Consider the following 24,962-nt stretch of genomic DNA (forward strand, 5'->3'; position numbering starts at 1 on the left):
ATATGTCGTACCACCACCGGCTCGTCCCCGGAGTGCAGTGTCACTCCCCTGGCTTCACCACCGAGCCGACGTGACCGGGAACGGAGCTGTTCAGCTCCGGACCTGTTCTAGTCGCGCGGCTTTTCACGGAGCTCGTACGCCTCGATGACATCGCCCACCTTGATGTCGGAGTACGTCACCGTCAAACCACACTCGTATCCCTCACGAACCTCGACTGCGTCGTCCTTCTCGCGGCGAAGCGAGGAGATCGTCACGGTCTCGGCCACGACCGCATTGTCACGGAGCAGGCGCGCCTTGGCGTTGCGACGGATCGTACCGGAGGTGACGAGGCAACCGGCGATGTTTCCGACCTTCGAGGAACGGAACAGCGCGCGGATCTCGGCCTGGCCCAGAGCGACCTCTTCGTAGATCGGCTTGAGCATGCCCTTGAGGGCCTTCTCGATTTCGTCGATGGCCTGGTAGATCACCGAGTAGTACCGAATGTCGACGCCCTCGCGGTTGGCGAGTTCGGTTGCCTTGCCCTCGGCCCGCACGTTGAAGCCGATGATGATCGCGTTGGATGCCGACGCCAGGTTGACGTTGGTCTCCGTGACGCCACCGACGCCGCGGTCGATGACGCGCAACTCGACTTCGTCGTCGATCTGGATACCGAGCAAGGCCTCTTCGAGCGCCTCGACGGTTCCCGAGTTGTCACCCTTGAGGATCAGGTTGAGCTGCGAAGTCTCCTTCAGAGCTGCATCGAGATCGTCGAGGCTGATGCGCTTGCGACTCTTGGCCGCCAGAGCATTGCGCTTACGGGCATTACGGCGATCGGCGATCTGACGGGCGATCCGGTCCTCGTCGACGACCAGAAGGTTGTCGCCTGCACCGGGCACCGACGTGAAGCCGATGACCTGAACGGGCCGGGACGGCATCGCTTCGGTGACGTCCTCGCCGTGCTCGTCGACCATGCGACGCACGCGGCCGTAGGCATCGCCGGCGACGATCGAGTCACCGACTCGCAGCGTTCCGCGAGCGATGAGCACGGTGGCCACCGGACCGCGACCGCGGTCGAGGTGTGCCTCGATGGCGACACCCTGGGCATCCATGTCCGGGTTGGCACGCAGATCGAGTGACGCATCGGCCGTCAGCAGCACCGCTTCGAGGAGGGCATCGATGTTGGTGCCCTGCTTGGCGGAGATGTCGACGAACATCGTCTCGCCGCCGTATTCCTCGGCGACCAGACCGTATTCGGTCAGCTGCTGCCGGATCTTGTCCGGGTTCGCGCCTTCCTTGTCGATCTTGTTGACCGCGACCACGATCGGCACGTCGGCCGCCTGGGCGTGGTTGATGGCTTCGACCGTCTGCGGCATGACACCGTCGTCGGCCGCGACCACGAGGATCGCAAGGTCGGTGGCCTTGGCACCACGAGCACGCATGGCCGTGAAGGCCTCGTGACCGGGGGTGTCGATGAAGGTCACGAGACGCTCGTTGCCTTCGAGCTCGGTCAACACCTGGTACGCACCGATGTGCTGCGTGATGCCGCCGGCCTCGCCTTCGCGCACCGTGGTGTTACGAATCGAGTCGAGCAGTCGAGTCTTACCGTGATCGACGTGGCCCATGACGGTGACCACCGGGGGACGCTGCTCGAGATCTTCCTCGCCGCCGGCATCTTCGCCGTAGGTGAGGTCGAACGAATCGAGCAGTTCGCGATCCTCGTCCTCGGGACTGACGACCTGCACGACGTAGTTCATCTCGCCGCCGAGAAGCTCCAGCGTCTCGTCGTTGACCGACTGCGTCGCGGTGACCATCTCACCGAGGTTGAACAGTGCCTGCACGAGTGCAGCGGGGTTGGCGTCGATCTTGTCTGCGAAGTCCGACAGCGATGCTCCGCGGGCGAGACGAATGGTCTCGCCGTTGCCGCGGGGCAGCCTGACGCCGCCGACTGCGGGAGCCTGCATGCTCTCGTACTCGGCGCGTTTCGCCCGCTTCGACTTGCGACCGCGGCGGACTGCTCCGCCGGGCCGACCGAACGCACCTGCGGCTGCGCCACGCTGACCGGGACGGCCACCGCCGCCGGGACGGCCACGGAAGCCACCTGCGGGAGCGCCGCCTGCCGGTGCACCACCGGGCGCGCCGGGAGCGCCACCGCCGCGGTAGCCACCGCCACCGCCGCCGCCCGGACGTCCACCCGGTGCGCCGCCGGGGCGACCGGGACGTCCTGCTGCGGGGCCGGGACGTGCCGAACGAGTCGGCATCGCACCCGGATTGGGGCGAGGAGGCATGGAGCCCGGGCTGGGCCGAGGTCCGGCCTGACCCGGTGCGGGACGGGGGCCGCCCTGTCCGGGAGCCGGACGAGCGCCGCCTGCCGGTGCGGCCGGACGGGGTCCACCCTGTCCGGGAGCCGGTCGTCCGCCGCCGGGGCGGGGAGCACCGGCACCGGGAGCGGGTCGCGGAGCCGGTCGTTCCACCGGAGCCGACGAGTACGGGTTGTTTCCGACGCGCGGAGCCTTCGGGCCGGGCTTGGGGCCAGGACCAGCGGGCTTGGGGGCGGCCGGAGCCGACGCGGTTGCCTCGGCCGACGCGGCAGGTGCCTGCTCGACCGGAGCAGCGGGTGCTGCCGGACGAGGGGTGGGCGCAGCCGGTGCCGGCGTGGGCGCAGCGGCCGGTGCCGACGGAGCAGCGGGAGCTACCTCTGCGGGCGACTGCGCTGCCGGAGCTTGCGCTGCGGGTGCCTGTGCAGCGGGGGCCTCGGGCTCGGCCGGGCGGGATGCCGGCTTGGGTCCGGGACGAGGTCCACTCGGCTTTGCTGCGCCGGGCTTCGCGGCGGAATCCGACGCACGATCTGCTGCTGCGCGACCGTTGGGTGCTGCTGCACCGGACGCCGGCGCGTCCGCGTTTGCGGACGGGAAGGATTCACGAAGTCGACGAGCCACGGGGGCTTCGACTGTGGATGATGCGGACTTGACGAACTCGCCTTGCTCTTTGAGCCGTGCGAGTAGTTCCTTACTGGTGACACCGAGTTCTTTTGCCAACTCGTGCACGCGGGCCTTGCCTGCCACTGCTCTCCTCACTGAGAGGCCGAGCGAGGCTTGGTGCCCGCACGACCTCGGGTTATCTCCGATGGACGTTCATCGTTGGTGCTTCACGGTGTGCTCATCAGTGCTGTTGCCTGTTCTTGTCGACGGGTGTTGCTCTTGTCGTGTTCTCGCCGTGCAGCCGTTCGTGCTCGTCGAGCACGTCCGATACTGCGGACGATTCCACATTTCCCGATATCCGAAACGCGCGGCCGAAGACTCGGCGACGTTCCGCATTGTGCAGGCATTCTCGGTTGTAGTGCAACCAAGCACCACGACCGGACATCGAATGCCGGATGTCGGGGACGAGAGCGAATTCGTACGAACCAGCTTCTCGAACCACGATCCTCAACAGATCGGCGGCCGGCACTCGCTCCCTGCACCCGACACATGTACGAATCGGCCGGCTTGTCACAACCGGATTCTCGTGTTCACGTCTCCGAGCGGAGAGGTCGTTACCGAACCATCGACCACTCTACCGCTGTATTGCCTCGATCTCCGCATTCCGGCCCTAGGCGCTGGTCGTCTCGGGTGCCGCCGCGTCACTGCGGATGTCGATACGCCAACCGGTCAATCGAGCGGCAAGTCGAGCGTTCTGCCCTTCCTTGCCGATCGCCAGCGACAACTGGTACTCCGGGACCACCACTCGCGCCGCGCGAGCGGCTGCGTCCACCACGGTCACAGACACAACCTTCGACGGCGACAGTGCATTCCCGACGAACGTCGCCGGGTCCTCGTCGAAGTCGATGATGTCGATCTTCTCGCCGGCCAGTTCGCTCATCACATTCCGCACGCGCTGCCCCATCGGCCCGATACATGCACCCTTGGCGTTCAGGCCCGAGACCGTCGACGCGACCGCGATCTTCGAGCGGTGCCCCGATTCACGCGCTACCGCCACGATGTCGACCGAACCGTCGGCGATCTCGGGCACCTCGAGCGCGAACAACTTGCGCACCAGATTGGGGTGTGTGCGCGAGAGCGTGATCTGCGGGCCGCGGTTGCCCCGCGCGACTCCGACGACGTAGCACTTGATGCGCTCACCGTGCTCGTACGTCTCCCCCGGAACCTGCTCGGCGGGCGGAAGCAGGCCGTCGGCCCCGTTCGCCTCGCTGCCGATCCGGACGATGACGGTGCCCTTGGCGTTGGCGCGCGTATCGCGCTGGATGACGCCGTTGACGATCTCACCCTCGTGGGTCGAGTACTCCCCGAAGGAGCGCTCGTGCTCCGCATCGCGCAAACGCTGCAGAATCACCTGACGAGCGGTGGTGGCAGCGATCCGGCCGAAGCCTTCCGGAGTGTCGTCCCACTCGGAGATCAGATTGCCCTCGGCGTCGAATTCCTTGGCCATCACGCGGACGGAACCGGTCTTGCGATCGACGTCGATTCGCGCGTTGGACTGGTGCCCCTCGGTGTGCCGGTAGGCGGTCAACAGCGCGGTCTGGATCGTCGAGATCACCATCTCGATCGGAACGCCCTTGTCCGCCTCGATGGCGCGCAGAGCTGCAATATCGATATTCACTTGTCCGACCCTTCTTCCGGTGCTTCCACATTCACGATTTCGTCGGTGTTCGCGGGTGACGGCCTACCGCCCACCACGCCGCCCGCCAGATCCATCTCTTCTGCGGTCGGCCGCGAAAATTCTACCTGCACAACAGCTTTCACAACATCGGCCAGCGCGATCGATCGTGTCGAGAGAACTCCCTTGTCCTTGATCACGAGGGCAACCGAGTCACCGTCGAGAAGTCCGACGCGGCCCTCGACCTTGCCGTCGGCGAGTTCGATCCGCACCTTGCGACCACGCGCGCGACGCCAATGCCGTGGTTGTGTCAACGGGCGATCGATTCCGGGAGTGGTGACCTCGAGGGTGTACGGCGCTTCGCCGAAATCGGTCACGCCGTCGAACACATCGGAGATCACCCGGCTCAATTCCGGTAACGCGTCGAGGTCGACGCCGTCTTCACGGTCGACCATGATGCGCACGGCACTGTGCTTACCGGCAGCGACCACGTTCACGTCCTCGAGGTCGTAGCCCCGATCTCGAACCAGGTCGCCGAGCAGTTCGACAACCCTTTCCTGGGACGGAACAGGCATGTCGCGAACTCCTCGTGTGTAGTTGTCGGCAATGCGGCACAGGTGCGCCGGACCGCGTTTGGTGAACCAACAGACTACCGCCCCGCAGGTGGTGCTCGCGACCACGCACGGCCGAGGCGACACACGGGCACGGCACGTGTCGCCTCGAGGGTTCGGCACGGTCGAGGGTCTGGCACGATATCGGGGTGCCCACGCCGACCGCCCCTCTCTCGTTGAACAGACGTGGGCTGTTCCGGCTCGCCGGTGCCGCCGTACTCACTGCGGCCACGGCGTCGACCGTCACGGCCTGCGGCGCGGAGGAAATCTCCGGTCCCGCACTCGATTCTCTGACGGCACAGTTGCGCTCCGCTCGCTCCGACGCCGCGGCTGCGTCTTCGGCGGCAACGGTCGCTCCCGATTACGCAGGAGCTCTCGGCGTGGTCGCGGCCCAGCGGACCGAACACGCGGATGCACTCGAGACCGAGATCGCCCGGGCCACCGGAGCGACCACCGACACCTCGTCGGCGACTGCCACGACGACCACGAGTGCGGCCCAGTCCGCGCCGCCACCCGATCTCGTCGCGGTGCGCGATACGCTGACCGCCTCGGCACGCAGTGCGGCGTCCGCCGCCCGCGACGAAAGCGGTTATCGCGCCGGCCTTCTCGGGTCGATCAGTGCCTCGTGCACGGTGTTCGCTCAGGTGGTACTCGCATGAGCGATCTCGGACCGGAACAACAGGGGCTCGTCGATGCACTCGTCGCCGAGTACGCAGCCGTCTTCGCGTACGGGATCGTCGCGGCGTTCTCCAACCCGACCCGAGCAGACATGGTGGCCGCGTGCACCGCGGCACACCGAGCGCGTCGAGACTCGACCATCGACGCACTCCGCGCGGCCAGCGTCACAGCGCCCCTGCCCGATCCGGCATACGCGTCGCCGTTTCCGGTGACCGATGCGATCTCGGCTGTGCAGCTCGCTGTTCAGGCAGAGATCGACACGAGTGTGGCGTGGCGCTCGGCCGTCGAGCGCAGTCGATCCGGCGGCACTCGCGAGATGGGCGTCCAGGCACTGACCGAGGCCGCGATCAGACTGGCCACATGGCAGCAGATCCTCGGCGTCACACCGTCGTCGACGGCTTTTCCCGGTCAGCCGTGACCACGTCGTCCGCGCGCCCGGCGGAACGACCCGGCATGAACAGTGCCGCAACCAATCCGATCGCCACCGCCCCTGCGCCTACGAGTAGGGCGGGTGCCAACGCGTCGGTGTATCCGGCGGGGGTGAGTGATCCTCCGTTTCCGATGAACACCGCCGTCAGGACGGCGATTCCGAGCGCAATTCCCACTTCCCGCACAGTGGAGTTCGCACTGCTCGCCGTGGCGTGATCGTCGTCGTCCATGTCTCGCAACACTGCGGTCGCCGAGGGTGCGAAGGTCAAACCCATGCCGACTCCGGCCATCAACAGCGCGGGCACCATCGACAGGTAGGCGGTGTCGGGTCCGAGGATCAGTGCCATCCACACCAGTGACAGCGACTGCAACGCCAGTCCGCACACCAACAGGCCGCGCAGGCCGACTCGATCGGCCACGAGACCCGCAATGGGTGCGACCACCATAGGCGCGGCGGTCCAGGGCAATGTGCGAAGACCCGCCTCGAACGGGCTGTAGTGCATCACAATCTGCAGGTACTGAGCAAGCAGGAACACGGCCCCGAACATGCCGAGCGAGAACGTGATTCCGATGATGTTCGCCAGCGTGAAACTGCGTGATCGGAAGAGCGTCAACGGCAGTACCGAGAAGGGGGTTCGCCATGCTCGGGAGACGAACGCGAGGAGAAGCACCGCAGAGCCGACGAAGCTCGCGAGCACGGTGGTCGATGCCCATCCGTCGTCGTTGCCGTGCACCACGGCCCACACCAGCAAGAACACCCCGCCGCCCGCGAGCACCACACCCAGCAGATCGAGAGGTTGCCTGCGCCCGGTCGACTCGGTCAGGGCGATGTACGCCAGCGGTACCGCGACGAGCGCCACCGGGACGTTGATCCAGAAGATCGCCTGCCAGGAAATACCGTCGACAACCGCACCACCGACGACAGGCCCGAGTGCGACACCGAGGCCCGAGACACCGCCCCAGATTCCGATTGCCATGGCGCGCTTGGCAATCGGAACGACAGCTGCGAGCAGAGTCAGTGACAGCGGCATGATCGCCGCGGCACCGAGGCCCTGTATCGCCCGCGCGGCGATGAGCATTGCCGGACTCGTGGCGAGCGCGCTGGCCACGGAGGCTGCGGTGAACAGCGCTATCCCGCCGAGGAACACCGCGCGCCTGCCCCAGCGATCGCCCAATGTCGCTGCGGTGAGCATGAATGTCGCGAAGCTCAGTGTGTAGGCGTTGAGGAACCACTGCAGCTGTCCGACCGACGCATTCAGATCCTGCTGAACCACCGGCAGCGCGCTGGTCATTACCAGATTGTCGAGGGTCGCCATGAACATGGGCAGGGATGCGGCGACGATTCCCAGCCACACGGGAATCGACCGAGCGGCGGGGTGCACTGCAGGCGGAGAGGCTGTAGCGGTCATGGCGAACGTCCCGTCTCGAGCTTGTAAGCATCGAATGATTACTTGTGATCGACCGTAAGTTATCGACTGATAACCTGTCAACATGTCCGACACTCCCACGCCCAAACCCAGAACGACCCGAATGGACGCGGCCGACCGTCGAGAACTCGTCCTCGACGCCGCGACACGAGCGTTCGCACGCGGGGGCTTTGCCGGGACGAGCACCGATGCGGTGGCCAAGGAAGCGGGCGTCTCGCAGCCGTATGTGGTTCGGATGTTCGGAACCAAAGTCGAATTGTTTCGGCTGGTCTTCCAACGCTCCATCGACGGCATCATGACGGCATTCGACGCAGTGCTGGCTTCGGGGCCTCTGGACCCGACGGACGACGAGACCTGGGCCGACCTGGGCGGTGCCTACGCCGATCTGGTGGCCGATCGCGACCTCTTGATGGTCATGATGCACGGGTTCGGTGCAGGGTCGGTACCCGAGATCGGCCGCCAGGCACGAGAAGGAATGGGCGCGATCTACAACCAGATCCGCAGCGGTACCGGGTGTTCGGAAGATCAGGCTCGGCAGTTCATCGCGCACGGAATGCTGCTCAACGTCTTGTTGTCGATGCAGGCACCGGAGCATCCGGAGGACAGCGACGGACTGCACGAGATGACGATGTGCGCGTTCGGAACCAAGCTCGTCCCAGCCGATTCCGGACAGCTGTGACGCCTAGGGGCGCATCTCGTACCGACCGTCGTACGTGACGACGTCGTTCCAGACCGTCTCGAATCGTGCTGCGTCCACCACCGGCTTGCGTACGGCGTCCAGCGCCCATTTCTGCTGCGCATCGGTCGACGACGGCTTTCCGTACAGCGCGACGGCGTAGCCGGAGAAGTCCCTGATCTGGAAGTCGAAGATCTGGTCCAGCATGTCGGTGGAGATCTCGTCGGCCTGTTCGAGGATCAGGTGGCCGTAGACGACGAGTGAGAACAGATGCCCCACCACGAGCAGGAAGTCGAGGTCCTGTTGCTGCGACTCGTCGGGGGCGCACTCGGCGAGGAACGACGCGAACGCCTGGGCCTGCTCGTAGAAACGACCCACGTTGGGAACACCGGAATGCTTGCGATACACCGGGTTCCAATCGTGGAACCGAACCGAACTCGCGCCGCGAGCGGGGCCCTGGGCGAAGAAGAATCCGTCGTCGACGGCGTCGGTGAACCTGGTGACCTCCGCCTGATCGGTGGGCGAGAACATGTATGCCGGCATGAACTTGAGCATCAAGGCGACGTTGACATGCACCGTTCCCTCGAGTTTCGGCAGTGTTCCGATCAGTTGCGCGGCTTCACGGAAATAGGTGTTCTTCTCGTACCCCTTGGCGGCGATGACGTCGTGCAGCAAGCGAACCACCGTCTCGCCCTCGGACGTCACCTTGGCCTTGGTCATGGGGTTGAACAACAGGTAGCGCCGGTCGCCGGGACCCGCAGCGCGGAAGTAGTCCAGCGCACGCGCACTGAACAGCTTCATGGCGGTCAGCCGCGAGTAGGCATCGACGAATGCACTGCGCACATGGGGGAATTCGGTGACACGGTTGCCGTATAGAATCCGATTGTTGGCGTGTGTGATCGCCTCGTAGAACGCGTGCTCGCAGATGCCGATCGAGCCGGTGCAGAGGTTGAACTTGCCGACGTTGACGGTGTTCAATGCAGCCGAGAACGCGTCGGGCCCGGTATGCAGAATGTCCTCGCGGCGAACGGGATAATTCTCGAGCGAGAAGGTGCTGACGTACATCTGGCCGTGAACGACGCTCTCGCGCAACCGATACGCGGGATGCGAGCTGTCGGCGACGAAGAAGACGTACGACTCCGGCCCGTCGATGTCGGTGCGTCTACCGAACACCGACACCATGCCCGCCACGTTGCCGTTACCGATGTAGTACTTCTCCCCCGACGCGGTGAACTCGAGGTCGTCGTCGACGGAGGGCGTCAACAGCATGTCGGTGGAGTAGACGTCGGCACCGTGTGCGCGCTCGGACAATCCGAATGCCATGACGCCGCCGCGGTCGAGCTCTCGCGCGGCCCTGCGCTTGGCGTCGTCGTTGTCGCTCATCCAGATCGGGCCGAGGCCGAGCACCGTGACCTGCCAGGTGTACCAGTAGGCCAAGCCGTAGAACCCGAGAATTTCGCTCAGAGCAGCGTTGCGGGCAGCGTCCCAACGAGCGTTGGGCAACCCGTTCGCATACTCGGCCGGCGTCGAGAACGTGGCGAACAGTTTCTGGGCTGCGACGAACTCGAGGAAGTCGGCGGGCCAGACTCCTTCGAGATCGTCGGCGAGCAGCCTGGCCTTACCTCGATCCTCGAACCAATCGATCAGTGCGCGGAGCTGACGACGAGACTCCTCGTCGAGCTCGGCGGGATCGAAAGTTGTCGGATCGAACAGCGCAAACTGAGCCACGGTGTGACCTCTCCTAGTCGTGTGACCCGAAGCTACCAGCGAGTAGACCGGCGCGTGGGGAGATCGAGCGTGGAGAGATCGGGACGGGCTGTTACGTGGTGGCGCGCACCGCGGCGACGACCTCGTCGACCGCGGAATCGATGTCGAGTTCACGGCTCTCACCCGAGAATCGGTCCCGGATTTCGACTTTGCCATCCGCCCAACCTCGGCCGAGGACGACGACGAGCGGAACACCGATCAGTTCGGAGTCCTTGAACTTCACGCCGGGCGAGGCCTTGCGGTCGTCGAAGAGAACCTCGATACCCTGCGAATCGAGTTGCGTCGCAATGGATTCTGCGCCGGCGCGCGCGGCCTCGTCCTTGTTCGCGATCACCAGATGTACGTCGGCGGGTGCTACCTCCGACGGCCACCGAAGGCCCTTGTCGTCGTGCATCTGCTCGGCGATGACGGCCACCAGACGGGAGACACCGACGCCGTAGGAACCCTGTACGAGTCGTACGGGCTTGCCGGTCTCGCCGAGTACGTCGACCGAGAATGCATCGGTGTACTTGTAGCCCAACTGGAAGATGTGCCCGATCTCGATTCCGCGAGCGCTGACCAGCGTCCCCTGTCCGTCGGGTGACATGTCCCCGTCACGCACCTCGGCGGCCTCGATGGTGCCGTCGGGAACGAAGTCGCGGCCGGCCACGAGGTTCACCACGTGCTTGCCCTGCACATCGGCACCGGTGATCCACGATGTTCCGTTCACCACCCGGGGGTCGACGAGGTAGCGAACTCCGTTGGCCTGCAGCGCACGTGGCCCGATGTATCCCTTGATCAGGAACGGGTGAGCAGCAAAGTCCGCGTCGGTCAGCAATGCGAATTCGGCAGGCTCGAGCGATGCTTCGAGGCGCTTCTCGTCCACCTCACGGTCGCCGGGCAGGCCGATGGCCAGCAGCTCCCACTCGCCACCGGCGGACCGCACCTTGAGCAGGATGTTCTTGAGCGTGTCGGCACCGGTGACGGTACGACCCAGATCTGCGCCGTTCGCCCACTCGACCAACGTCGCGATGGTGGGAGTGTTGCCCGTCTCGTAGTCGACCGCGGCAGGCTGCCCCTCGATGGCGATGGGGTCCGGTGCCGGGGTCGTGACGGCCTCGACGTTGGCCGCGTATCCCGTTTCGATGCACCGAACGTAGGTGTCCTCGCCGATGTCGCTCTCGGCCAGGAATTCCTCGGACGCACTTCCGCCCATCGCGCCGGACGTCGCGGCGACGATGACGTAGCTGACCCCGAGCCTGGCGAAGATGCGCTGGTAAGCGTCGCGGTGTGCGGCGTAGGACCGCTTCAGTCCGTCCTCGTCCATGTCGAAGGAGTAGGAATCCTTCATGACGAACTCGCGTCCGCGCAGAATGCCGGCGCGAGGACGCTCTTCGTCGCGATACTTGGTCTGAATTTGGTACAGCGTGACCGGCAGGTCCTTGTAGGAGTTGTATTCGGCCTTGACCGTCAACGCGAACAACTCTTCGTGGGTCGGACCGAGCAGCATGTCGTTGCCCTTGCGATCCTGCAACCGGAACAATGCGTCCCCGTATTCGGTCCACCGGTTCGTCGTCTCGTACGGCTCACGCGGCAGCAGGGCGGGCAGCGAAATTTCCTGTGCCCCGATGGCGTTCATTTCCTCACGCACGACGCGTTCGACCTGTCGCAGCACCCGGAGACCCAGCGGCAGCCACGAATAGACGCCCGGCGCGATACGACGAACGTAGCCGGCGCGAACCAACAGCTTGTGGCTGTCGACCTCGGCGTCGGCCGGGTCGTCACGAAGGGTACGAAGGAACAGCTGCGAAAGACGGGTGATCACGGGTTGTCAGACTAGTCGGTGGTGCAGCGCCTGCGGATAGGCGGCCGCGAAGTGAGTAGCCTTGACCCCCGTGCTGATTCTGCTGCCTCCCTCCGAGACGAAGTCCGACGGCGGTTCCGGAGCACCTCTCGATCTGGACCGGTTGTCGTTGCCGTCCCTGCTTCCGCTCCGCCGAACGCTTGCCGACGCCCTGGTCCGGCTCTCCGACGACGTCGACGCGTCCATCACCGCTCTCGGTCTCGGTCCGACCCAGGTGGACGAGATCGAACGAAACGCTCGCCTGTTCGCCTCGCCCACCACTCCCGCCCTGCGCCGGTACACAGGAGTGCTGTACGACGCTCTCGGGGCGTCGACCTTCACCCGTGCCGGACGCGCGCGTGCGGATGCCAGGCTGTGGATCGGGTCGGCACTGTTCGGGGCCGTTCGCGCGTCCGACCCGATTCCGTCCTATCGACTCTCCGGCGGGTCGTCCATTCCGAACTTCGGGACGTTGCGAGCGCACTGGAAGCCTCGACTGTCCGAGGCCCTTCTCACCGAGGCCGAGGGAATCGTCGTCGACCTCCGGTCCGGCACCTATCAACAGCTCGGGCCCATCCCCGGGGCGATCACGGCAACGGTGCTCACCGAGAAGCTCGACGGCAGTCGGTCGGTGGTGAGCCACTTCAACAAGCATCACAAGGGATTGCTCGCACGCGCGCTGACCCTGACCACGGCCGAGCCCAAAGATGTGAAAGCTGTTGCGCGCGTGGCATCGAAGGCGGGTCTTCGAGTCGAAGTGGCGTCGGACACCGAACTGATCGTGCTCACCGAATGAGCGCCGTTCCGGAACTGCTCAGACAGGGAGCCGAGGCGTCGGTCGGCAAGAACAAGAGTCAACGCATCGCCGACGACATCGCCGACCGTCTGGTCTCGATGCAAGCGAACGAACTCGGCACGCTGGCACTGACCAACATGATCGGCACACTGTACGAAAACGGCTGGCAACCACTGGATCTGATGCATGTGGTCCGGCGTCAGCACACGGTGGCGGTGACGAATCTCGCTGCCGCGGCACTGCTGCACCATGCCGATCTCATCGAAGCGGACTCCCGCGCCCCGCACGATTGGGTCGATCAGATGTCGGCGATCTGCGAACAGTTTCCGACGGTCGCAGCCCGAGTCGACGCCACTCCCGACTTCCTCACGGCGTACCTCGTGGCGTCCGGCAAGTCCGACTACATCGCCGGCAGCGATCAGTGGCTCGACGTGCTCACTCTGCTCGGCCAGTGGCAAACCCTCCCCCGTTGGCCGCAACTGGGTGCCAAGCCCTCGCAATGGCCCCGCACACGCTCGTCGGTGCCGACGACCACCGGCTCGGATTCACCGAACAGCAAATTGCTGGCCAAGATTCGCGGTCTGCTGGCCAAGGCCGATGCCACCGATTTCGCGGAGGAAGCCGAGACGCTGACCGCCAAGGCGCAGGAGTTGATGACGCGATACTCGATCGACACGCTGCTGTTGGCCGAGGGTCATCTCGACGTTCGCGGTCGACGGGTGCACATCGACGGTCCGCACGCACCCGCCAAAGCCCAGCTCTTGCACGTCGCCGGTACTGCCAACCGGGTCAAGACGATCTGGGACGCGGAGTACGCCGTTGCGACGCTCGTGGGCGCGCCGGTGGACGTGGAACAGGCCGAGCTCGTCTTCACCTCGTTGCTGGTGCAGGCAACCCGAGCTCTCGGCCACTCCCCGGAAGCCAAGAAGCGAAAGAAGGCCGGCTCGGCCGCATTCGGCAAGGCGTTCCTCTACGCCTACGCCATCCGCATCGGAGATCGTCTCACCGATGCCGACGCGCATGCCCTCGACGAGGCGAGACAGGAATCGGGCGACCTGCTGCCGATTCTCGCGGCACAGACCGTTGCCGTGGAAGCGGAGTTCGACCGCCTCTTTCCCACCGCCAAGCCGATGCGTGGCCCGCGCCTCGATGCCGAGGGATGGGACTCGGGACGAGCCGCGGCCGACCGAGCCGATCTGTCCCGCTGAAACATTCCACGAGCTTCGTCGTCCGATTCGGGAACTGTTGTAGCTTCAAGTCAGTTGAGCAGACATGAACCGAACACGCGCAGCTGCTCGACTCACCGTGCCCGTTCTGGTCGCACTGTCCGCCATCACGGCGTGCGGTACGTCGCCCTCCACCCCGGGCCCGAACGACGTCTCCGTAGCCGCGCAGTCGCCCGACGACCGCTCCGACAGCGTCACCGAATCACGCAACGAAGAAGCAGCGCTGACGCTCTTCGAATCTGCATTCACGGCCGAAGAACCCGCCGCCGCCGCGTCGGTCGTGTCCGAGAACGCCGTCGATCGACCTGGACCAGCGGTGGGGCCCGACGCGATCGTCGCCCGATTCGAGGCCACCCGGACACGGATTCCCGGTGCACGAGCCGTCGTCAAGCATGTCGCGGCCGATGGCAGATGGGTGGCAGTGCACTGGCAGGCCACCGCTGATCCGGCATCCGAGACCACCGGTGAAGCGAACATCGACCTCTTCGCCTTCGACGGCGGCAAGGTCACCGAGCACTGGGCCATGACGCAATCCGTGCCGGCCACGTCGATGAGCAGCAACACCATGTTCAGTGACCTCTACCGTTACCCGACCGCGCCCACCGAGCCGACCGAGCCGACCGAGGACGAGGAAGAGCGCCGACGCATGTCGGTGACGGCTACCTACGACGCGCTCTTCCGCGAACACGACGCGTCCGTGCTCGGGACCGACTTCGCCCCGTCCTACCTGCAACACAATCCGATTGCGGGCAACGGCACCGCGGCACTGCAACAGTTCTTCGCCGGCGGCGCGCAGTTCCCTGCCTCGGAATCGGTCGTCTCGCTGGCCGACGGCGATCTGGTGTGGACATTCGCGAAAGCGCCGGGCGCGCCAGAATCCGACCCCTTCGTCGCGGGAGACATCTTCCGGTTCGACGGCGCCATCGTCGAGCACTGGGACGTCGTTCCGGAGTAGCGACCGCTGTCGGTCGATGACCGCTCGCAAGGCAAAATGGACCGGTGCCCGAGACTCTCGACGACATCGTGACCAGGACATCGGAACTACTGGCCGAGCGCGACGTGGCCGCGTTGTCGACCCTGATGGCGGGTCTGTCCACGACGAACGCGGTCAGAATGCTCGAACGGGTCGACTCGGCGCAGCGGGCGGTTCTGTTTCGGCTGTTGCCCAAGGACGAGGCCGTCGTCGTGTTCGAGCGCTTCGACGCGACCATTCGCAGCGAGCTGTTCGAGAGTTTGCGTAGCGACGACGTCATCGCCCTGTTCGAGAACCTCGATCCCGACGACCGAGTGGAACTGCTCGACGAGCTGCCCTCCAACATCGCGCATCGCATGATGCTCGGCCTGTCGCCCGCCCAACGGGCGCTCACCGCACCGATGCTGGGCTACGACCGCGGTTCGGTAGGCCGTCGAATGAGCCCGGAGTACGTGCGCCTACGCAGCGACACCACGGCAGCCGAGGCTCTCGACGCGGTGCGACGGACCGGTCCCGACGCAGAATCGGTGTACCTGCTGCCCATCACCGACGACCGCCGCACGTTGCTCGGTGTGGTGACGCTCGCCGATCTCGCGACGGCGGAATCGACCACGCCGGTCGGAGAGCTCCATTCGTCGCATCCGGTGGTGCGGGCGGACTCGTCGGCGGAGGTCGCGGCACGTCTGTGTTTCGAGCATCGCAGTCCGGCGGTGGTGGTGGTCGATTCCGAACAGCGCCTGATCGGCATCCTCACCCTCGAGCAGTCCTCTCGCATTCTCGAGGAGGCCGAGGACGAGGACGCCGCCAGGGCGGGCGGTGCAGAACCGCTCCGTCGGCCGTACCTGTCGACGCCGGTCCTGTCCATCGTTCGTTCGCGCGTGGTCTGGCTGCTCGTGTTGGCGTTGTCGGCCATCCTCACCGTGCAGGTGCTCGAGATCTTCGAGCATGCACTGGCCGCGGTGGTGACCCTCGCGCTGTTCATTCCCCTGCTCACCGGCACGGGCGGGAACACCGGTTCGCAGGCCGCGACCACGGTGACCCGCGCGCTCGCCCTGGGTGACGTCCGCCCGCGCGACATCGCCGCTGTGCTGTTTCGCGAGGTCCGCGTCGGCGCGACGATGGGAGCGATGCTCGGGACGTTGGGGTTCGTCATCGCCGGACTCGTCTACGACTGGCACCTGGGCCTGGTCATCGGCACGACGCTGCTGTCGATATGCACGCTCGCCGCGACGGTCGGCGGTGCGATGCCGCTGATCGCCAAGAAGATCGGCGTCGACCCCGCGGTGTTCTCGACGCCCTTCATCTCGACCTTCTGCGATGCGACCGGCCTGATCGTCTACTTCCTCATCGCCAAGGCCGTACTCGGAGTCTGATCGGCCCCGCTCGTCAGCCCTTCTGGGCGTCTTCCTGCGCGGCCTGCGCCTGGGCCACCTGCTGCGGGGTGAACCGGATGAACAGTGCGGCGATGCCGGCGATCACGGCGCAGACCGCGCAACAGAACAGCGCGAACATGTATCCGGAGCTCAGTGCGTCGAGCTGACTGTCGTTCATCAGAGTCGCCGGCCCGGATATGCCGCCGAGGGACAGTGTCCGGGACGTGACCAGTGCCCCGATGACGGCCAGCGCCAGAGGACCGCCGAGGGTCTGGGCGACCAGTGAGATTGCTGTCAGCGGACCGATTTCGGTGGGGCTCACGCCCGCGATGGCGCACAGCGGCAGCGGAACGACCGTCAGACCGACGCCGAAGCCGATCCCGATCACCGGGAAGAACAACCCTGGGAAGTACGCCGAATCCGCGTCCATCGTCGTCACGGACACCAGCAGCCAGCCGACCATGATGACCGCACCACAGAGAATCAGCCAGCGCGGAGCGATCCGGGTCACCAGTTGCGACGCGAGGAACGCCGCGGCACCGAGACCGAAGGCGAACGGCACGAACGCCAGGCCGGCATGCAGCGGGCTGTAGCCCAGAATGTCCTGCACGAACAACGCCACATACGCCGCGAGACAGAACATGACCCCGCCGGCGAAGAAGATCGCGACGAAGGTCGCCACTCGATCGCGACTGACGAACAACGAGAACGGCAGCAGCGGGTTCTCGGCCCGTCGCTCGACCAACAGGAACAGTCCGAGGAACAGCAGTCCGGCGATCAACGACACGATGACGATCGGGCTCGACCAGCCCAGCTCGGTACCCTCGCTCAGCGCGAGGACCACACCCGTGCAGCCCAGGGTCGCCAGGATCGCACCCGGCACGTCCAGGGCGAGCTTCGCCCCGACGGTCTCCTGCAGCGACACGACGGCGAGCACGACGATGACGATGCCGATCGGTACGTTGATCAGGAAGATCCAGCGCCACGACACCTCGGTCAGAGCGCCACCGATGATGAGCCCGGCAATGGACCCGACACCGGTCATGGCGGCGTAGATGGCGATGGCCTGATTACGCACCGGGCCAGGAGCGAATGTCGTGGCCACCAGCGCGAATGCCGTGGGCGACGCCACCGCGGCACCGACCCCCTGCAGTGCCCTCGCCGCAACGAGCGTGGCTTCGTTGACTGCCAGTCCGCACAGCAACGAGGCGATCGTGAACAGGACGACGCCGGCGAGGAACATCTTCTTTCGCCCGAAGGCGTCGCCGAGCCTGCCGCCGAGCAACATCAGCCCACCGAATGCCAGCGCGTAGGAGGTCAACACCCAGTTGCGCCCGGCGTCGGACAGACCCAGATCGGCCTGCAGCGGAGCCAAGGCCAGGTTGGCGACGGTGCCGTCGAGAACCACCATCAGTTGCAGCCCGCTCAGGACGATGATCGCCATCCCGAACGCTCGAGTCGTCACCGGGTACTTGATCTCGGTGGCGGAGGTGTTGGACATCGATGACTCAGGCACGAGCGTTCACGTTACCGGCGTGTACAGAGAACCCGGCCACAGTGCCGATGACGACGATCGCCGGCGGCCTGATCTCGGCCTCGCGGACCGCGTCGGCGACGGTGCTCAACGTGGCCCGAACTTCACGTTGGGTGCGCATGGTGCCCTCCTGAACGACGATGACCGGGGTGTCCGACGGGCGGCCGCCCGCCACGAGTACATCGGCGAACAGCCCGATGCGCTCGACGGCCATCAGCAACACGATTGTGCCCTTGAGCTTGGCCAACGCGTCCCAGTCGACCAGAGAATCGGGGTGATCGGGGGCCACGTGACCGCTCACGACGACGAATTCGTGGGTGACGGCGCGATGCGTCACCGGGATTCCGGCCGAGGACGGAACCGAGATCGCGCTGGTGATGCCCGGTACCACCGTAACCGGAATGCCCTCGGCGGCCAGCGCTTCGAGTTCCTCGTAACCGCGACCGAAGACGTACGGGTCACCGCCCTTGAGCCGAACCACGAACTTGCCGGCCTTGGCACCGTCGATCAGCGCCTGGTTGATGGCTTCCTGCGCCATCGCCCGGCCGTACGGAATCTTCGAGGCGTCGATGACCTCGACGTGTGGTCCGAGTTCGGCGAGCAACTCGGGTGGAGCCAGCCGATCGGCCACCACGACGTCCGCGTATGCCAGCAGTCTGCGGCCCCGGACGGTGATCAGATCCGGGTCGCCCGGACCGCCGCCCACGAGCGCGACACCGGTCAGCGGCGCGTGCGCCGAGTCGGCCACGACGCCGGACTGCAGCGCTTCGACGACGGCATTGCGCACGGCGGCCGATCGGCGATGTTCGCCGCCTGCCAGCACTCCCAGCGTGAGGCCGTCCCATTCGGCCGACGCCGGAGTGACGGCTGTGCCGTCCTTGGCGATGTCGGCACGGACACAGAAAATCTTGGACGCGGTCGCTTCGGCGACAATGGCGATATTGGTCTCGGCCTCGTCGGTGCAGGCGATGGCGTACCAGGCGTCGGCCAGATCGCCGTGGCGGTAATCGCGCAGTTCGAGCGTCACCTGCCCTGCTGTCGCCATTGCCTCCACGGCCGGAGTGGCCTCGCGGGTGACCACGTGGACCACTGCTCCGGACGAGATCAACAGCGGTAGTCGACGCTGTGCGACGGTGCCGCCACCGACCACGACGACGCGCCGCCCTTCGAGATTCAGGCCGACCAGATAGGGAGAGTCAGTCGCGTTCACGAGAGGAAACGCTACCGCGCGCGCTGGACTCGCTTCTCGTCCCATACGGGCTCGGCTGCTTCGTAAACCTGCCCGGTGGCACCGAACACCAGGAATCGATCGAAACTGCGGGCGAACCACCGGTCGTGTGTCACCGCGATCACGGTGCCCTCGAATGCCGCGATGGCGTCTTCGAGCGCATCGGCCGACATCAGGTCGAGGTTGTCGGTCGGCTCGTCGAGCAGCAGCAGCGTGGCGCCGGATAGCTCGAGCAGAAGAATCTGCACACGTGCCTGCTGCCCGCCCGACAGATTGTCGTAGGACTGTTCGGCCGCGCGGGCCAGACCGTATCGGTCCAACGCTCGGCCGGCAGCCTCACGGCCCATGCCGTCCCGGTGCTCGTTGCCCATGTGAAGAATCTCGAGCAGCGTGTTGCCGGCAAGATCCGGACGCGTGTGCGTCTGCGCGAACAGACCGGGCCGTACCCGGGCCCCGAGTACCGCTGTCCCGGTGTGCGGAACGGGCGCGAGTGCGAGTTCCTGGACCGGCTCGTGCTCCTTCTCGGGATCGGTGCCGCCGTTGGCGAGCAGACGCAGGAAGTGCGATTTGCCCGAGCCGTTGGAACCCAATACCGCCACGCGATCGCCGTACCAGATCTCGGTGTCGAACGGTTTCATCAGGCCGGTCAGTTCCAGGGCCGTGCACACGAGCGCGCGCTTGGCCGTTCGACCACCGCGCAACCGGACGGTGACGTGCTGCTTGAGCGGCACGGCCTCGGGCGGTCCGGCCTCCTCGAATTTGGCCAGTCGCGTCTGCGATGCGTGGTAGCGGGCGGCGACGCCGTCGTTGAACTTCGCCTTCTCGCGCAGACGCAACACCAGCGCGCGCAGTTTGACCAATTCCTCGTCCCACCGCCTGCGCAGTTCGTCGAGTCGCGCGTTCCGGTCTTCCCGCGCTGCGTGATACGTCGCGAACCCACCGCCGTGCACCCACGCGGTGGCCCCGCTCACCCCCGGCTCGAGGGTCACGATCCGATTGGCAGCGTTGGCGATGAGCTCCCGGTCGTGGCTGATGAACAGGACGGACTTGTCGGAGTCGCGAATCGTTGCTTCCAGCCAACGTTTGCCGGGCACGTCGAGGTAGTTGTCCGGCTCGTCGAGCAGCAGCAGATCGTCGGTACCGGCGAACAGTGACTCGAGCACGAGCCGCTTCTGCTCACCGCCACTGAGCGTCGAGGCTGCGCGCCACTTCGCCCGATCGAACGGCATACCGAGTGCAGCCGTGGTCACCTTGTCCCAGAACGGTTCCAGGTCGTAGCCGCCCACGTCGCCCCAATCGGACAGGGCCTGCGCGTACTTCATCTGGGTCTTCTCGTCGTCGACCTCGATCATCGTGTTCTCGGCGGCGTCGAGCGCAGCAGCTGCGGACCGCACGGCTGGGGACGCGACCGACAGCAACAGGTCACGCACCGTCGAGTCGTCTCGCAGTTGCCCGACGAACTGCCGCATCACCCCGAGCGAACCGGAGCTCGACACCGCGCCCTCGTCGGGAGCCTCGTCGCCCGCCACGATGCGCGTCAACGTCGTCTTACCGGTTCCGTTGGGCCCGATCAGTGCGGTCTTGGCACCGTCGCCCACCCGGAAGCCGACGCCGTTGAGCAGCTGCCGTCCGTCGGGCAGGAAGTACACGATGTCGTTGAGTTCGAGATGGGCCACAACGAACCAGCCAACCCCATCAGCCCCTCGATGGCCAATCGTTTTCACCCGAGCATGGCGGGGATGCCTGCTCTAGGCGAGCGCCAGGCTGGACGTTCGTGTCAGGACCTGCTTCCCGGCATCGTCGACGTGGGCATGGTGGACTTGCAGTCGCGCCGAGTCGCCGTGCAGGGTCAGCAGCATGACCCCGTTGTCGAACCACGGGCCCGCCTCGGCCTGCCACTCGACACCCGACGGGCCCACGTGGGCGGCCCGCGCGAGCTTCGACAGGATCCTCGCCGCCGGGCGTTTGACGGCCAGTTTGTTGACCGCGCGGATCGGCAGATTCAGCGGATTGCGGAACGGGGACATGGTCAGCTGGTACGTCGCAGGCACGTCGCGCCCGCCGACACCGAAGTCGGCGTTCGCGACGTACGAGCAGTGCACGTCTCCCGAGAGCCACATGATCGACGCGGGCTTGTCGTCACCGCGCGAGAGCTCACGCGTCAGGGCTGCCATGTCGTTGAACGAGTTGGTGAATGCGGCCCAGTGCTCGAGGTCGAGTCCGATTCGCATCTTTTCGGCCACCTTGGCCGACCTCGGCCCCCAACTCCCCTGTGCCACAGCCTCGTTCCACTGTTCTAGATGATGCAGTGCCGGTAGCATCAGGTACGGCAGTGACGATCCGAACAGCAGGTGTCGGGGCGTCGTCTCGAGTGCGCGCTCGCGGACCCACGCCCATTCCTTCTCGTCGACCATTTCGCGGTTGTCGGGGTCGAGATTTCGTGAGCAGCGTGAGTCGATCATTATCAGACGGGTGTCGCCGAAATCTCGATAGAAGCTCCACCGGCCGGTCTCGGGGGCTCGATCGACACGTAACGCGAAGTCGGCCAACAGTTTCTCGCGATCCGCATCGGTCTCGGCGGAGCGAACGGCGGCGTACATCTCGTCCCCCGCCAGTTCTTTCGGCGAGAGATTGCCCAGATGTTGATACACCCAGTACGACGAGTACGCCCCGATCACGCGGTCGTTCCACCACGGCCGGGTCTCGATGTCACGACGCCAGGAGGCCGACGAATTCCAGTCGTCGCGCAGATCGTGATCGTCGAGAATCATGCACGACGGGATGCTCGCCAACAGCGTCCGCACCGGCTCGAGTCCCCACGATTCCCGATAGAGCCACGAGTACTCCTCGAAGTCGCAGATCTCGTTCTCCGCGTCGGTGCCGATGGCACTGGTCGGTCCCTCTCCCGACTCCCGCCGCGCCTGCAGTCGTTCGACTATCTCGGGCGACGGGTCGTCGGCGTACACCTGGTCACCCAGAAGCAACAGGGCCTGGGGCCACTGGCCCGGATCCTGCTCGATGAGGGCAGATCCGAGACCGGCGAGTGCATCGGCACCGATCGTCTTCAGAGACTTCGCGCTGTAATCGTCACCGCGCCGACACGACCCGAACGCGAGCGTGACCGGCCCCGCTGCGTCCACGGTGTGGATGCTGGCTCGCTTGCCGTCCTCCGGCCACACCCTGTGCTCGTCGACGAACACCTCGTAGCTCACCGGCGCGTTGGCGGGCAGGCCCTCGAGTGGAACGAGCGCGAAGTGGTGGCCGTGCACTCCCCACGTTCGTTCCGATGCTCGGACGCCGACTTCGGTGACGACGGTGACGGTGCACGGGTGCGCCATCTCGAACCACAAGGTCGCGGTCTCGGTGCCGACATAACGAACGATCGGGCCGAGTAGAACCAGACTGTCGGAACTCATTCGACCCACAGTGCCCTCGTCGGCTCGCTTTCGCCAGTCAGTGCGGCAGATCCGCCGGTTCTTCGTCCGTCGCGGCCACCGCGACGACCACGGTGGCACCGACTGCCTTCGGAACCAGCAGCCGCCGCGACGAGCCGGCCAACAGAGCCGACGCTTCCGCGACGCTGGCAGTACCGACTGCGTCTCGCACCCGGTCCGACCCGGATTCGGTGACGACTGCGGACAGGTCCGACGCCGAGAACGTCGATCCTCGAACACCCATTCTGGACGCGATCGCTGCCACCAGTTCTGCTTTTCGGTCGATCGATGCGATGCTCACCACCGACCAGTTCTCCTCGATCACCTCGGTGATCGCCTGCAGTACCTCGTCGGGTCCGACCCCTGCTCTGGTGCCGATTCCGATGACGACGCCGCGCCTCACACGCACGCGTAATCGTGTGCGGCAGAGACGAATCGAGTGATCGACTCGGGGTTTCCCGCCGCGTGCGTGTGCAGATACGACGCGTGGACACCACCCTGCACGAAACCCTCGCGTGCGGCGGTTCTGCCGTCGACCCCGTGCTTGTGCCAACCCCACGCCGCCGGTGCGCTCTCTCGGACGTCCACCAGTTTCGTTCGGTGGAATTCGTGGCCGGTGACGCGACTACCCGCGTCGAACAGCGTCGACGATTCGAGGGCGACGGCATCGCGGTACCCGAGGGTGAGCGTGTTCCCGAATTCCGCGTCGACGTCGACTACTCCGGCCATGGCGTGGCCGTCCAATCTCCGTGCGAGATAGAGCAACCCGGCGCATTCGGCATGTATGGGCAATCCGCGGGCTGCCGCTGTCCTGATATCGGCGAGTAGCACTTCGTTCGCCGCGAGGGCGGCGGCATGTTCTTCCGGGAACCCGCCGGGAAGTACCACTCCTGCTGTGCCCGAGGGTAATCCGTCGCGCAGCGGATCGAAGACCGCAACATCTGCGCCGGCGGCCCGGAGCAGTTCGACGTGCTCGGTGTAGCCGAAGGTGAACGCCGGGCCGCCGGCGACAGCGATCACCGGTGCGCCACCGGACGGTCTGACCTCGAGCGCAGGGTTCCAGGCCGGGACGGGCACCGACGAACGCGCCAGCGCCTCGACCGCCTCGATGTCCACGAACTGTGCGACCAATGCACTCATCGCGTCGACCGCATCGGTAGCGGCACCGCCGTGCTCCACCGCGGTGATAAGCCCCAGATGCCGTGACGGAACGACCAATTCACTCATCCTCGGCAGGGAGCCCAGAACCGGAACACCCACTCGTTCGCAGGCCTGACGGAGCACCTGTTCGTGCCGATCACTGCCGACGCGGTTGAGGATCACACCGCCGATCCGCACACTCGAGTCGTAGGTGGAAAATCCGTGCAGCACGGCGGCGAGGGATTGACTGTGCCCGCGTGCGTCCACCACGAGCACCACCGGCGCGCCGAGCATGGCCGCCACTCGCGCGGTCGAGCCCTCGGCGGACGCCTCCCCCGGACCGGTCATGTCGATCTTGCCGTCGAACAGGCCCATGACGCCTTCGACCACTGCGATGTCGCAGCCGCTGCTGCCGTGTAGAAACAGTGGGCCGATGCGGTCGGCACCGACCATGACCGCGTCGAGATTTCGACCGGGCAGGCCCGCGGCGAGCGAGTGGTAACCGGGATCGATGTAGTCCGGGCCGACCTTGAACGGAGCGACCCGACGGCCGGCACCGCGCAGGGCACCCATCAGTCCGGTGGCGACCGTCGTCTTTCCGCTGCCCGACGCGGGTGCCGCGATCACCACGGCCGGACACGACCGGTTCACCATTCGATGCCCCGCTGCCCTTTGCGACCCGCATCCATCGGGTGCTTCACCTTGGTCATCTCGGTGACGAGGTCGGCGGCCGCGATCAACTCCGGCGGAGCGTCGCGGCCGGTGATGACGACATGTTGGTTGCCCGGCCGATGTGTCAGCACCTCGACCACCTCCGCGACGTCGACCCAGCCCCACTTGAGTGGATAGGTGAATTCGTCCAACACGTAGAAGCGATGGGATTGCTGCTCGATGCGCCGTGCGATCTCACGCCAGCCTTCCGCCGCGGCGTCGGCGTGGTCGACCTCGCTGCCCTTCTTGCGAGTCCACGACCACCCCTCGCCCATCTTGTGCCATTCCACAGCGCCGCCGATTCCGGTGCTCTCGTGCGCGTCGCCCAGAGCACGAAATGCCGCTTCCTCGCCCACCTTCCACTTCGCACTCTTGACGAACTGGAACACGCCGACGTCGAAACCCTGGTTCCAGGCTCGCAACGCCATTCCGAACGCAGCGGTCGACTTCCCTTTGCCGGGACCGGTGTGGACGGCGAGCACCGGCAGATTGCGGCGCTGACGAGTCGTGAGGCCGTCCTCCGGAACGGTTCCCGGAGCAGGTACTCCCTGTGGCATCGCGTGTC

21 protein-coding genes are annotated in these 24,962 nt (G+C 65.9%); 7 read left to right on the forward strand and 14 right to left on the reverse strand.

Going from position 1 to position 24,962, the window contains the following annotated elements:
• Positions 1-107: 107 nt before the first annotated feature.
• The 4 genes from infB to rimP form a co-directional block, all read right to left on the reverse strand.
• Complete coding sequence (gene infB / locus CH268_RS06620; RefSeq protein ID WP_032366434.1) at positions 108-3,041, reverse strand: translation initiation factor IF-2; 2,934 nt, start codon at positions 3,039-3,041, stop codon at positions 108-110.
• Positions 3,042-3,138: 97 nt separating this feature from the next.
• Positions 3,139-3,471: a YlxR family protein gene (locus CH268_RS06625; protein ID WP_052053323.1), complete on the reverse strand. Its 333-nt coding sequence runs from the start codon at positions 3,469-3,471 to the stop codon at positions 3,139-3,141.
• A gap of 96 nt (positions 3,472-3,567) precedes the next feature.
• A complete protein-coding gene (gene nusA, locus CH268_RS06630) occupies positions 3,568-4,575 on the reverse strand; it encodes a transcription termination factor NusA (protein ID WP_027496745.1) in 1,008 nt (335 codons plus the stop codon).
• Positions 4,572-5,147, reverse strand: a complete 576-nt coding sequence (rimP, locus tag CH268_RS06635) for a ribosome maturation factor RimP (RefSeq protein ID WP_032370966.1) — start codon at positions 5,145-5,147, stop codon at positions 4,572-4,574. The genes nusA and rimP overlap by 4 nt, the downstream gene beginning before the upstream one ends.
• Positions 5,148-5,332: 185 nt before the next feature.
• Here rimP and CH268_RS06640 point away from each other — a divergent pair, with 185 nt between their 5' ends.
• Both CH268_RS06640 and CH268_RS06645 read left to right on the forward strand, forming a co-directional pair.
• Positions 5,333-5,842: a hypothetical protein gene (locus CH268_RS06640; protein WP_094663004.1), complete on the forward strand. Its 510-nt coding sequence runs from the start codon at positions 5,333-5,335 to the stop codon at positions 5,840-5,842.
• Positions 5,839-6,279 carry a ferritin-like domain-containing protein gene (locus CH268_RS06645; RefSeq protein ID WP_027496742.1) on the forward strand — a complete coding sequence of 147 codons (441 nt, stop codon included), beginning with the start codon at positions 5,839-5,841 and terminating at the stop codon, positions 6,277-6,279. The genes CH268_RS06640 and CH268_RS06645 overlap by 4 nt, the downstream gene beginning before the upstream one ends.
• On the opposite strand, the gene CH268_RS06650 is transcribed toward CH268_RS06645, so the two are convergent.
• A complete protein-coding gene (locus CH268_RS06650; protein WP_094663006.1) occupies positions 6,242-7,699 on the reverse strand; it encodes an MFS transporter in 1,458 nt (485 codons plus the stop codon). The two genes, CH268_RS06645 and CH268_RS06650, sit on opposite strands and share 38 nt — an antisense overlap.
• Positions 7,700-7,781: 82 nt before the next feature.
• Between CH268_RS06650 and CH268_RS06655 the strand changes: the two genes are divergently transcribed.
• A complete protein-coding gene (locus CH268_RS06655; RefSeq protein WP_255182310.1) occupies positions 7,782-8,396 on the forward strand; it encodes a TetR/AcrR family transcriptional regulator in 615 nt (204 codons plus the stop codon).
• A gap of 3 nt (positions 8,397-8,399) precedes the next feature.
• Here the strand turns inward: CH268_RS06655 and CH268_RS06660 are convergent, their stop codons facing one another.
• Entirely contained in the window at positions 8,400-10,121 is a 1,722-nt protein-coding gene (locus CH268_RS06660; protein ID WP_032366432.1) for an acyl-CoA dehydrogenase family protein, read from the reverse strand.
• A gap of 91 nt (positions 10,122-10,212) precedes the next feature.
• Complete coding sequence (locus CH268_RS06665; RefSeq protein ID WP_094663008.1) at positions 10,213-11,964, reverse strand: proline--tRNA ligase; 1,752 nt, start codon at positions 11,962-11,964, stop codon at positions 10,213-10,215.
• 70 nt (positions 11,965-12,034) lie between these two features.
• Here CH268_RS06665 and yaaA point away from each other — a divergent pair, with 70 nt between their 5' ends.
• The 4 genes from yaaA to mgtE all read left to right on the forward strand — a co-directional run bounded on the left by yaaA (position 12,035) and on the right by mgtE (position 16,350).
• Positions 12,035-12,778, forward strand: a complete 744-nt coding sequence (gene yaaA, locus CH268_RS06670; RefSeq protein ID WP_094663011.1) for a peroxide stress protein YaaA — start codon at positions 12,035-12,037, stop codon at positions 12,776-12,778.
• On the forward strand, positions 12,775-13,986 hold the full coding sequence (locus CH268_RS06675) for a DUF2786 domain-containing protein (protein ID WP_094663013.1): 1,212 nt from the start codon (positions 12,775-12,777) through the stop codon (positions 13,984-13,986). Before yaaA ends, CH268_RS06675 begins: the two co-directional genes overlap by 4 nt.
• Before the next feature lie 64 nt (positions 13,987-14,050).
• A complete protein-coding gene (locus CH268_RS06680; RefSeq protein ID WP_094663015.1) occupies positions 14,051-14,959 on the forward strand; it encodes a nuclear transport factor 2 family protein in 909 nt (302 codons plus the stop codon).
• 44 nt (positions 14,960-15,003) lie between these two features.
• Positions 15,004-16,350, forward strand: coding sequence for a magnesium transporter (mgtE, locus tag CH268_RS06685; protein WP_048318325.1), 1,347 nt, complete (start codon positions 15,004-15,006; stop codon positions 16,348-16,350).
• Positions 16,351-16,363: 13 nt separating this feature from the next.
• Here the strand turns inward: mgtE and CH268_RS06690 are convergent, their stop codons facing one another.
• The 7 genes from CH268_RS06690 to cobO form a co-directional block, all read right to left on the reverse strand.
• The gene (locus CH268_RS06690) at positions 16,364-17,851 is read right to left on the reverse strand and encodes an MFS transporter (RefSeq protein WP_032366427.1); all 1,488 of its coding nucleotides are present in this window, start codon (positions 17,849-17,851) and stop codon (positions 16,364-16,366) included.
• A 7-nt stretch (positions 17,852-17,858) separates the two neighbouring features.
• A complete protein-coding gene (gene cobA / locus CH268_RS06695; protein WP_027496733.1) occupies positions 17,859-19,094 on the reverse strand; it encodes a uroporphyrinogen-III C-methyltransferase in 1,236 nt (411 codons plus the stop codon).
• A gap of 11 nt (positions 19,095-19,105) precedes the next feature.
• Positions 19,106-20,788 carry an ATP-binding cassette domain-containing protein gene (locus CH268_RS06700; RefSeq protein WP_032366426.1) on the reverse strand — a complete coding sequence of 561 codons (1,683 nt, stop codon included), beginning with the start codon at positions 20,786-20,788 and terminating at the stop codon, positions 19,106-19,108.
• A gap of 72 nt (positions 20,789-20,860) precedes the next feature.
• A complete protein-coding gene (locus CH268_RS06705) occupies positions 20,861-22,528 on the reverse strand; it encodes a DUF7800 domain-containing protein (RefSeq protein ID WP_048318321.1) in 1,668 nt (555 codons plus the stop codon).
• Positions 22,529-22,565: 37 nt separating this feature from the next.
• Positions 22,566-22,955, reverse strand: a complete 390-nt coding sequence (locus tag CH268_RS06710) for a cobalamin biosynthesis protein (RefSeq protein WP_052073793.1) — start codon at positions 22,953-22,955, stop codon at positions 22,566-22,568.
• Positions 22,946-24,340 carry a cobyrinate a,c-diamide synthase gene (locus CH268_RS06715; RefSeq protein ID WP_032366424.1) on the reverse strand — a complete coding sequence of 465 codons (1,395 nt, stop codon included), beginning with the start codon at positions 24,338-24,340 and terminating at the stop codon, positions 22,946-22,948. Before CH268_RS06715 ends, CH268_RS06710 begins: the two co-directional genes overlap by 10 nt.
• On the reverse strand, positions 24,334-24,954 hold the full coding sequence (gene cobO / locus CH268_RS06720; protein ID WP_027496729.1) for a cob(I)yrinic acid a,c-diamide adenosyltransferase: 621 nt from the start codon (positions 24,952-24,954) through the stop codon (positions 24,334-24,336). The genes CH268_RS06715 and cobO overlap by 7 nt, the downstream gene beginning before the upstream one ends.
• Between the last annotated feature and the right edge of the window lie 8 nt (positions 24,955-24,962).

Origin of the sequence: Rhodococcus sp. 06-1460-1B, from assembly GCF_002258475.1 — a bacterium.
Taxonomy (GTDB): Bacteria; Actinomycetota; Actinomycetes; order Mycobacteriales; family Mycobacteriaceae; genus Rhodococcoides; species Rhodococcoides fascians.

Bases quoted from the DNA above. Each gene is read 5' to 3' on its own strand.
- rimP (WP_032370966.1), bottom strand. From the start codon at position 5,147: ATGCCTGTTCCGTCCCAGGAAAGGGTTGTCGAACTGCTCGGCGACCTG.
- CH268_RS06645 (WP_027496742.1), top strand. From the start codon at position 5,839: ATGAGCGATCTCGGACCGGAACAACAGGGGCTCGTCGATGCACTCGTC.
- CH268_RS06650 (WP_094663006.1), bottom strand. From the start codon at position 7,699: ATGACCGCTACAGCCTCTCCGCCTGCAGTGCACCCCGCCGCTCGGTCG.
- CH268_RS06655 (WP_255182310.1), top strand. From the start codon at position 7,782: ATGTCCGACACTCCCACGCCCAAACCCAGAACGACCCGAATGGACGCG.
- CH268_RS06675 (WP_094663013.1), top strand. From the start codon at position 12,775: ATGAGCGCCGTTCCGGAACTGCTCAGACAGGGAGCCGAGGCGTCGGTC.
- CH268_RS06680 (WP_094663015.1), top strand. From the start codon at position 14,051: ATGAACCGAACACGCGCAGCTGCTCGACTCACCGTGCCCGTTCTGGTC.
- CH268_RS06690 (WP_032366427.1), bottom strand. From the start codon at position 17,851: ATGTCCAACACCTCCGCCACCGAGATCAAGTACCCGGTGACGACTCGA.
- CH268_RS06705 (WP_048318321.1), bottom strand. From the start codon at position 22,528: ATGAGTTCCGACAGTCTGGTTCTACTCGGCCCGATCGTTCGTTATGTC.
- CH268_RS06715 (WP_032366424.1), bottom strand. From the start codon at position 24,340: ATGGTGAACCGGTCGTGTCCGGCCGTGGTGATCGCGGCACCCGCGTCG.
- cobO (WP_027496729.1), bottom strand. From the start codon at position 24,954: ATGCCACAGGGAGTACCTGCTCCGGGAACCGTTCCGGAGGACGGCCTC.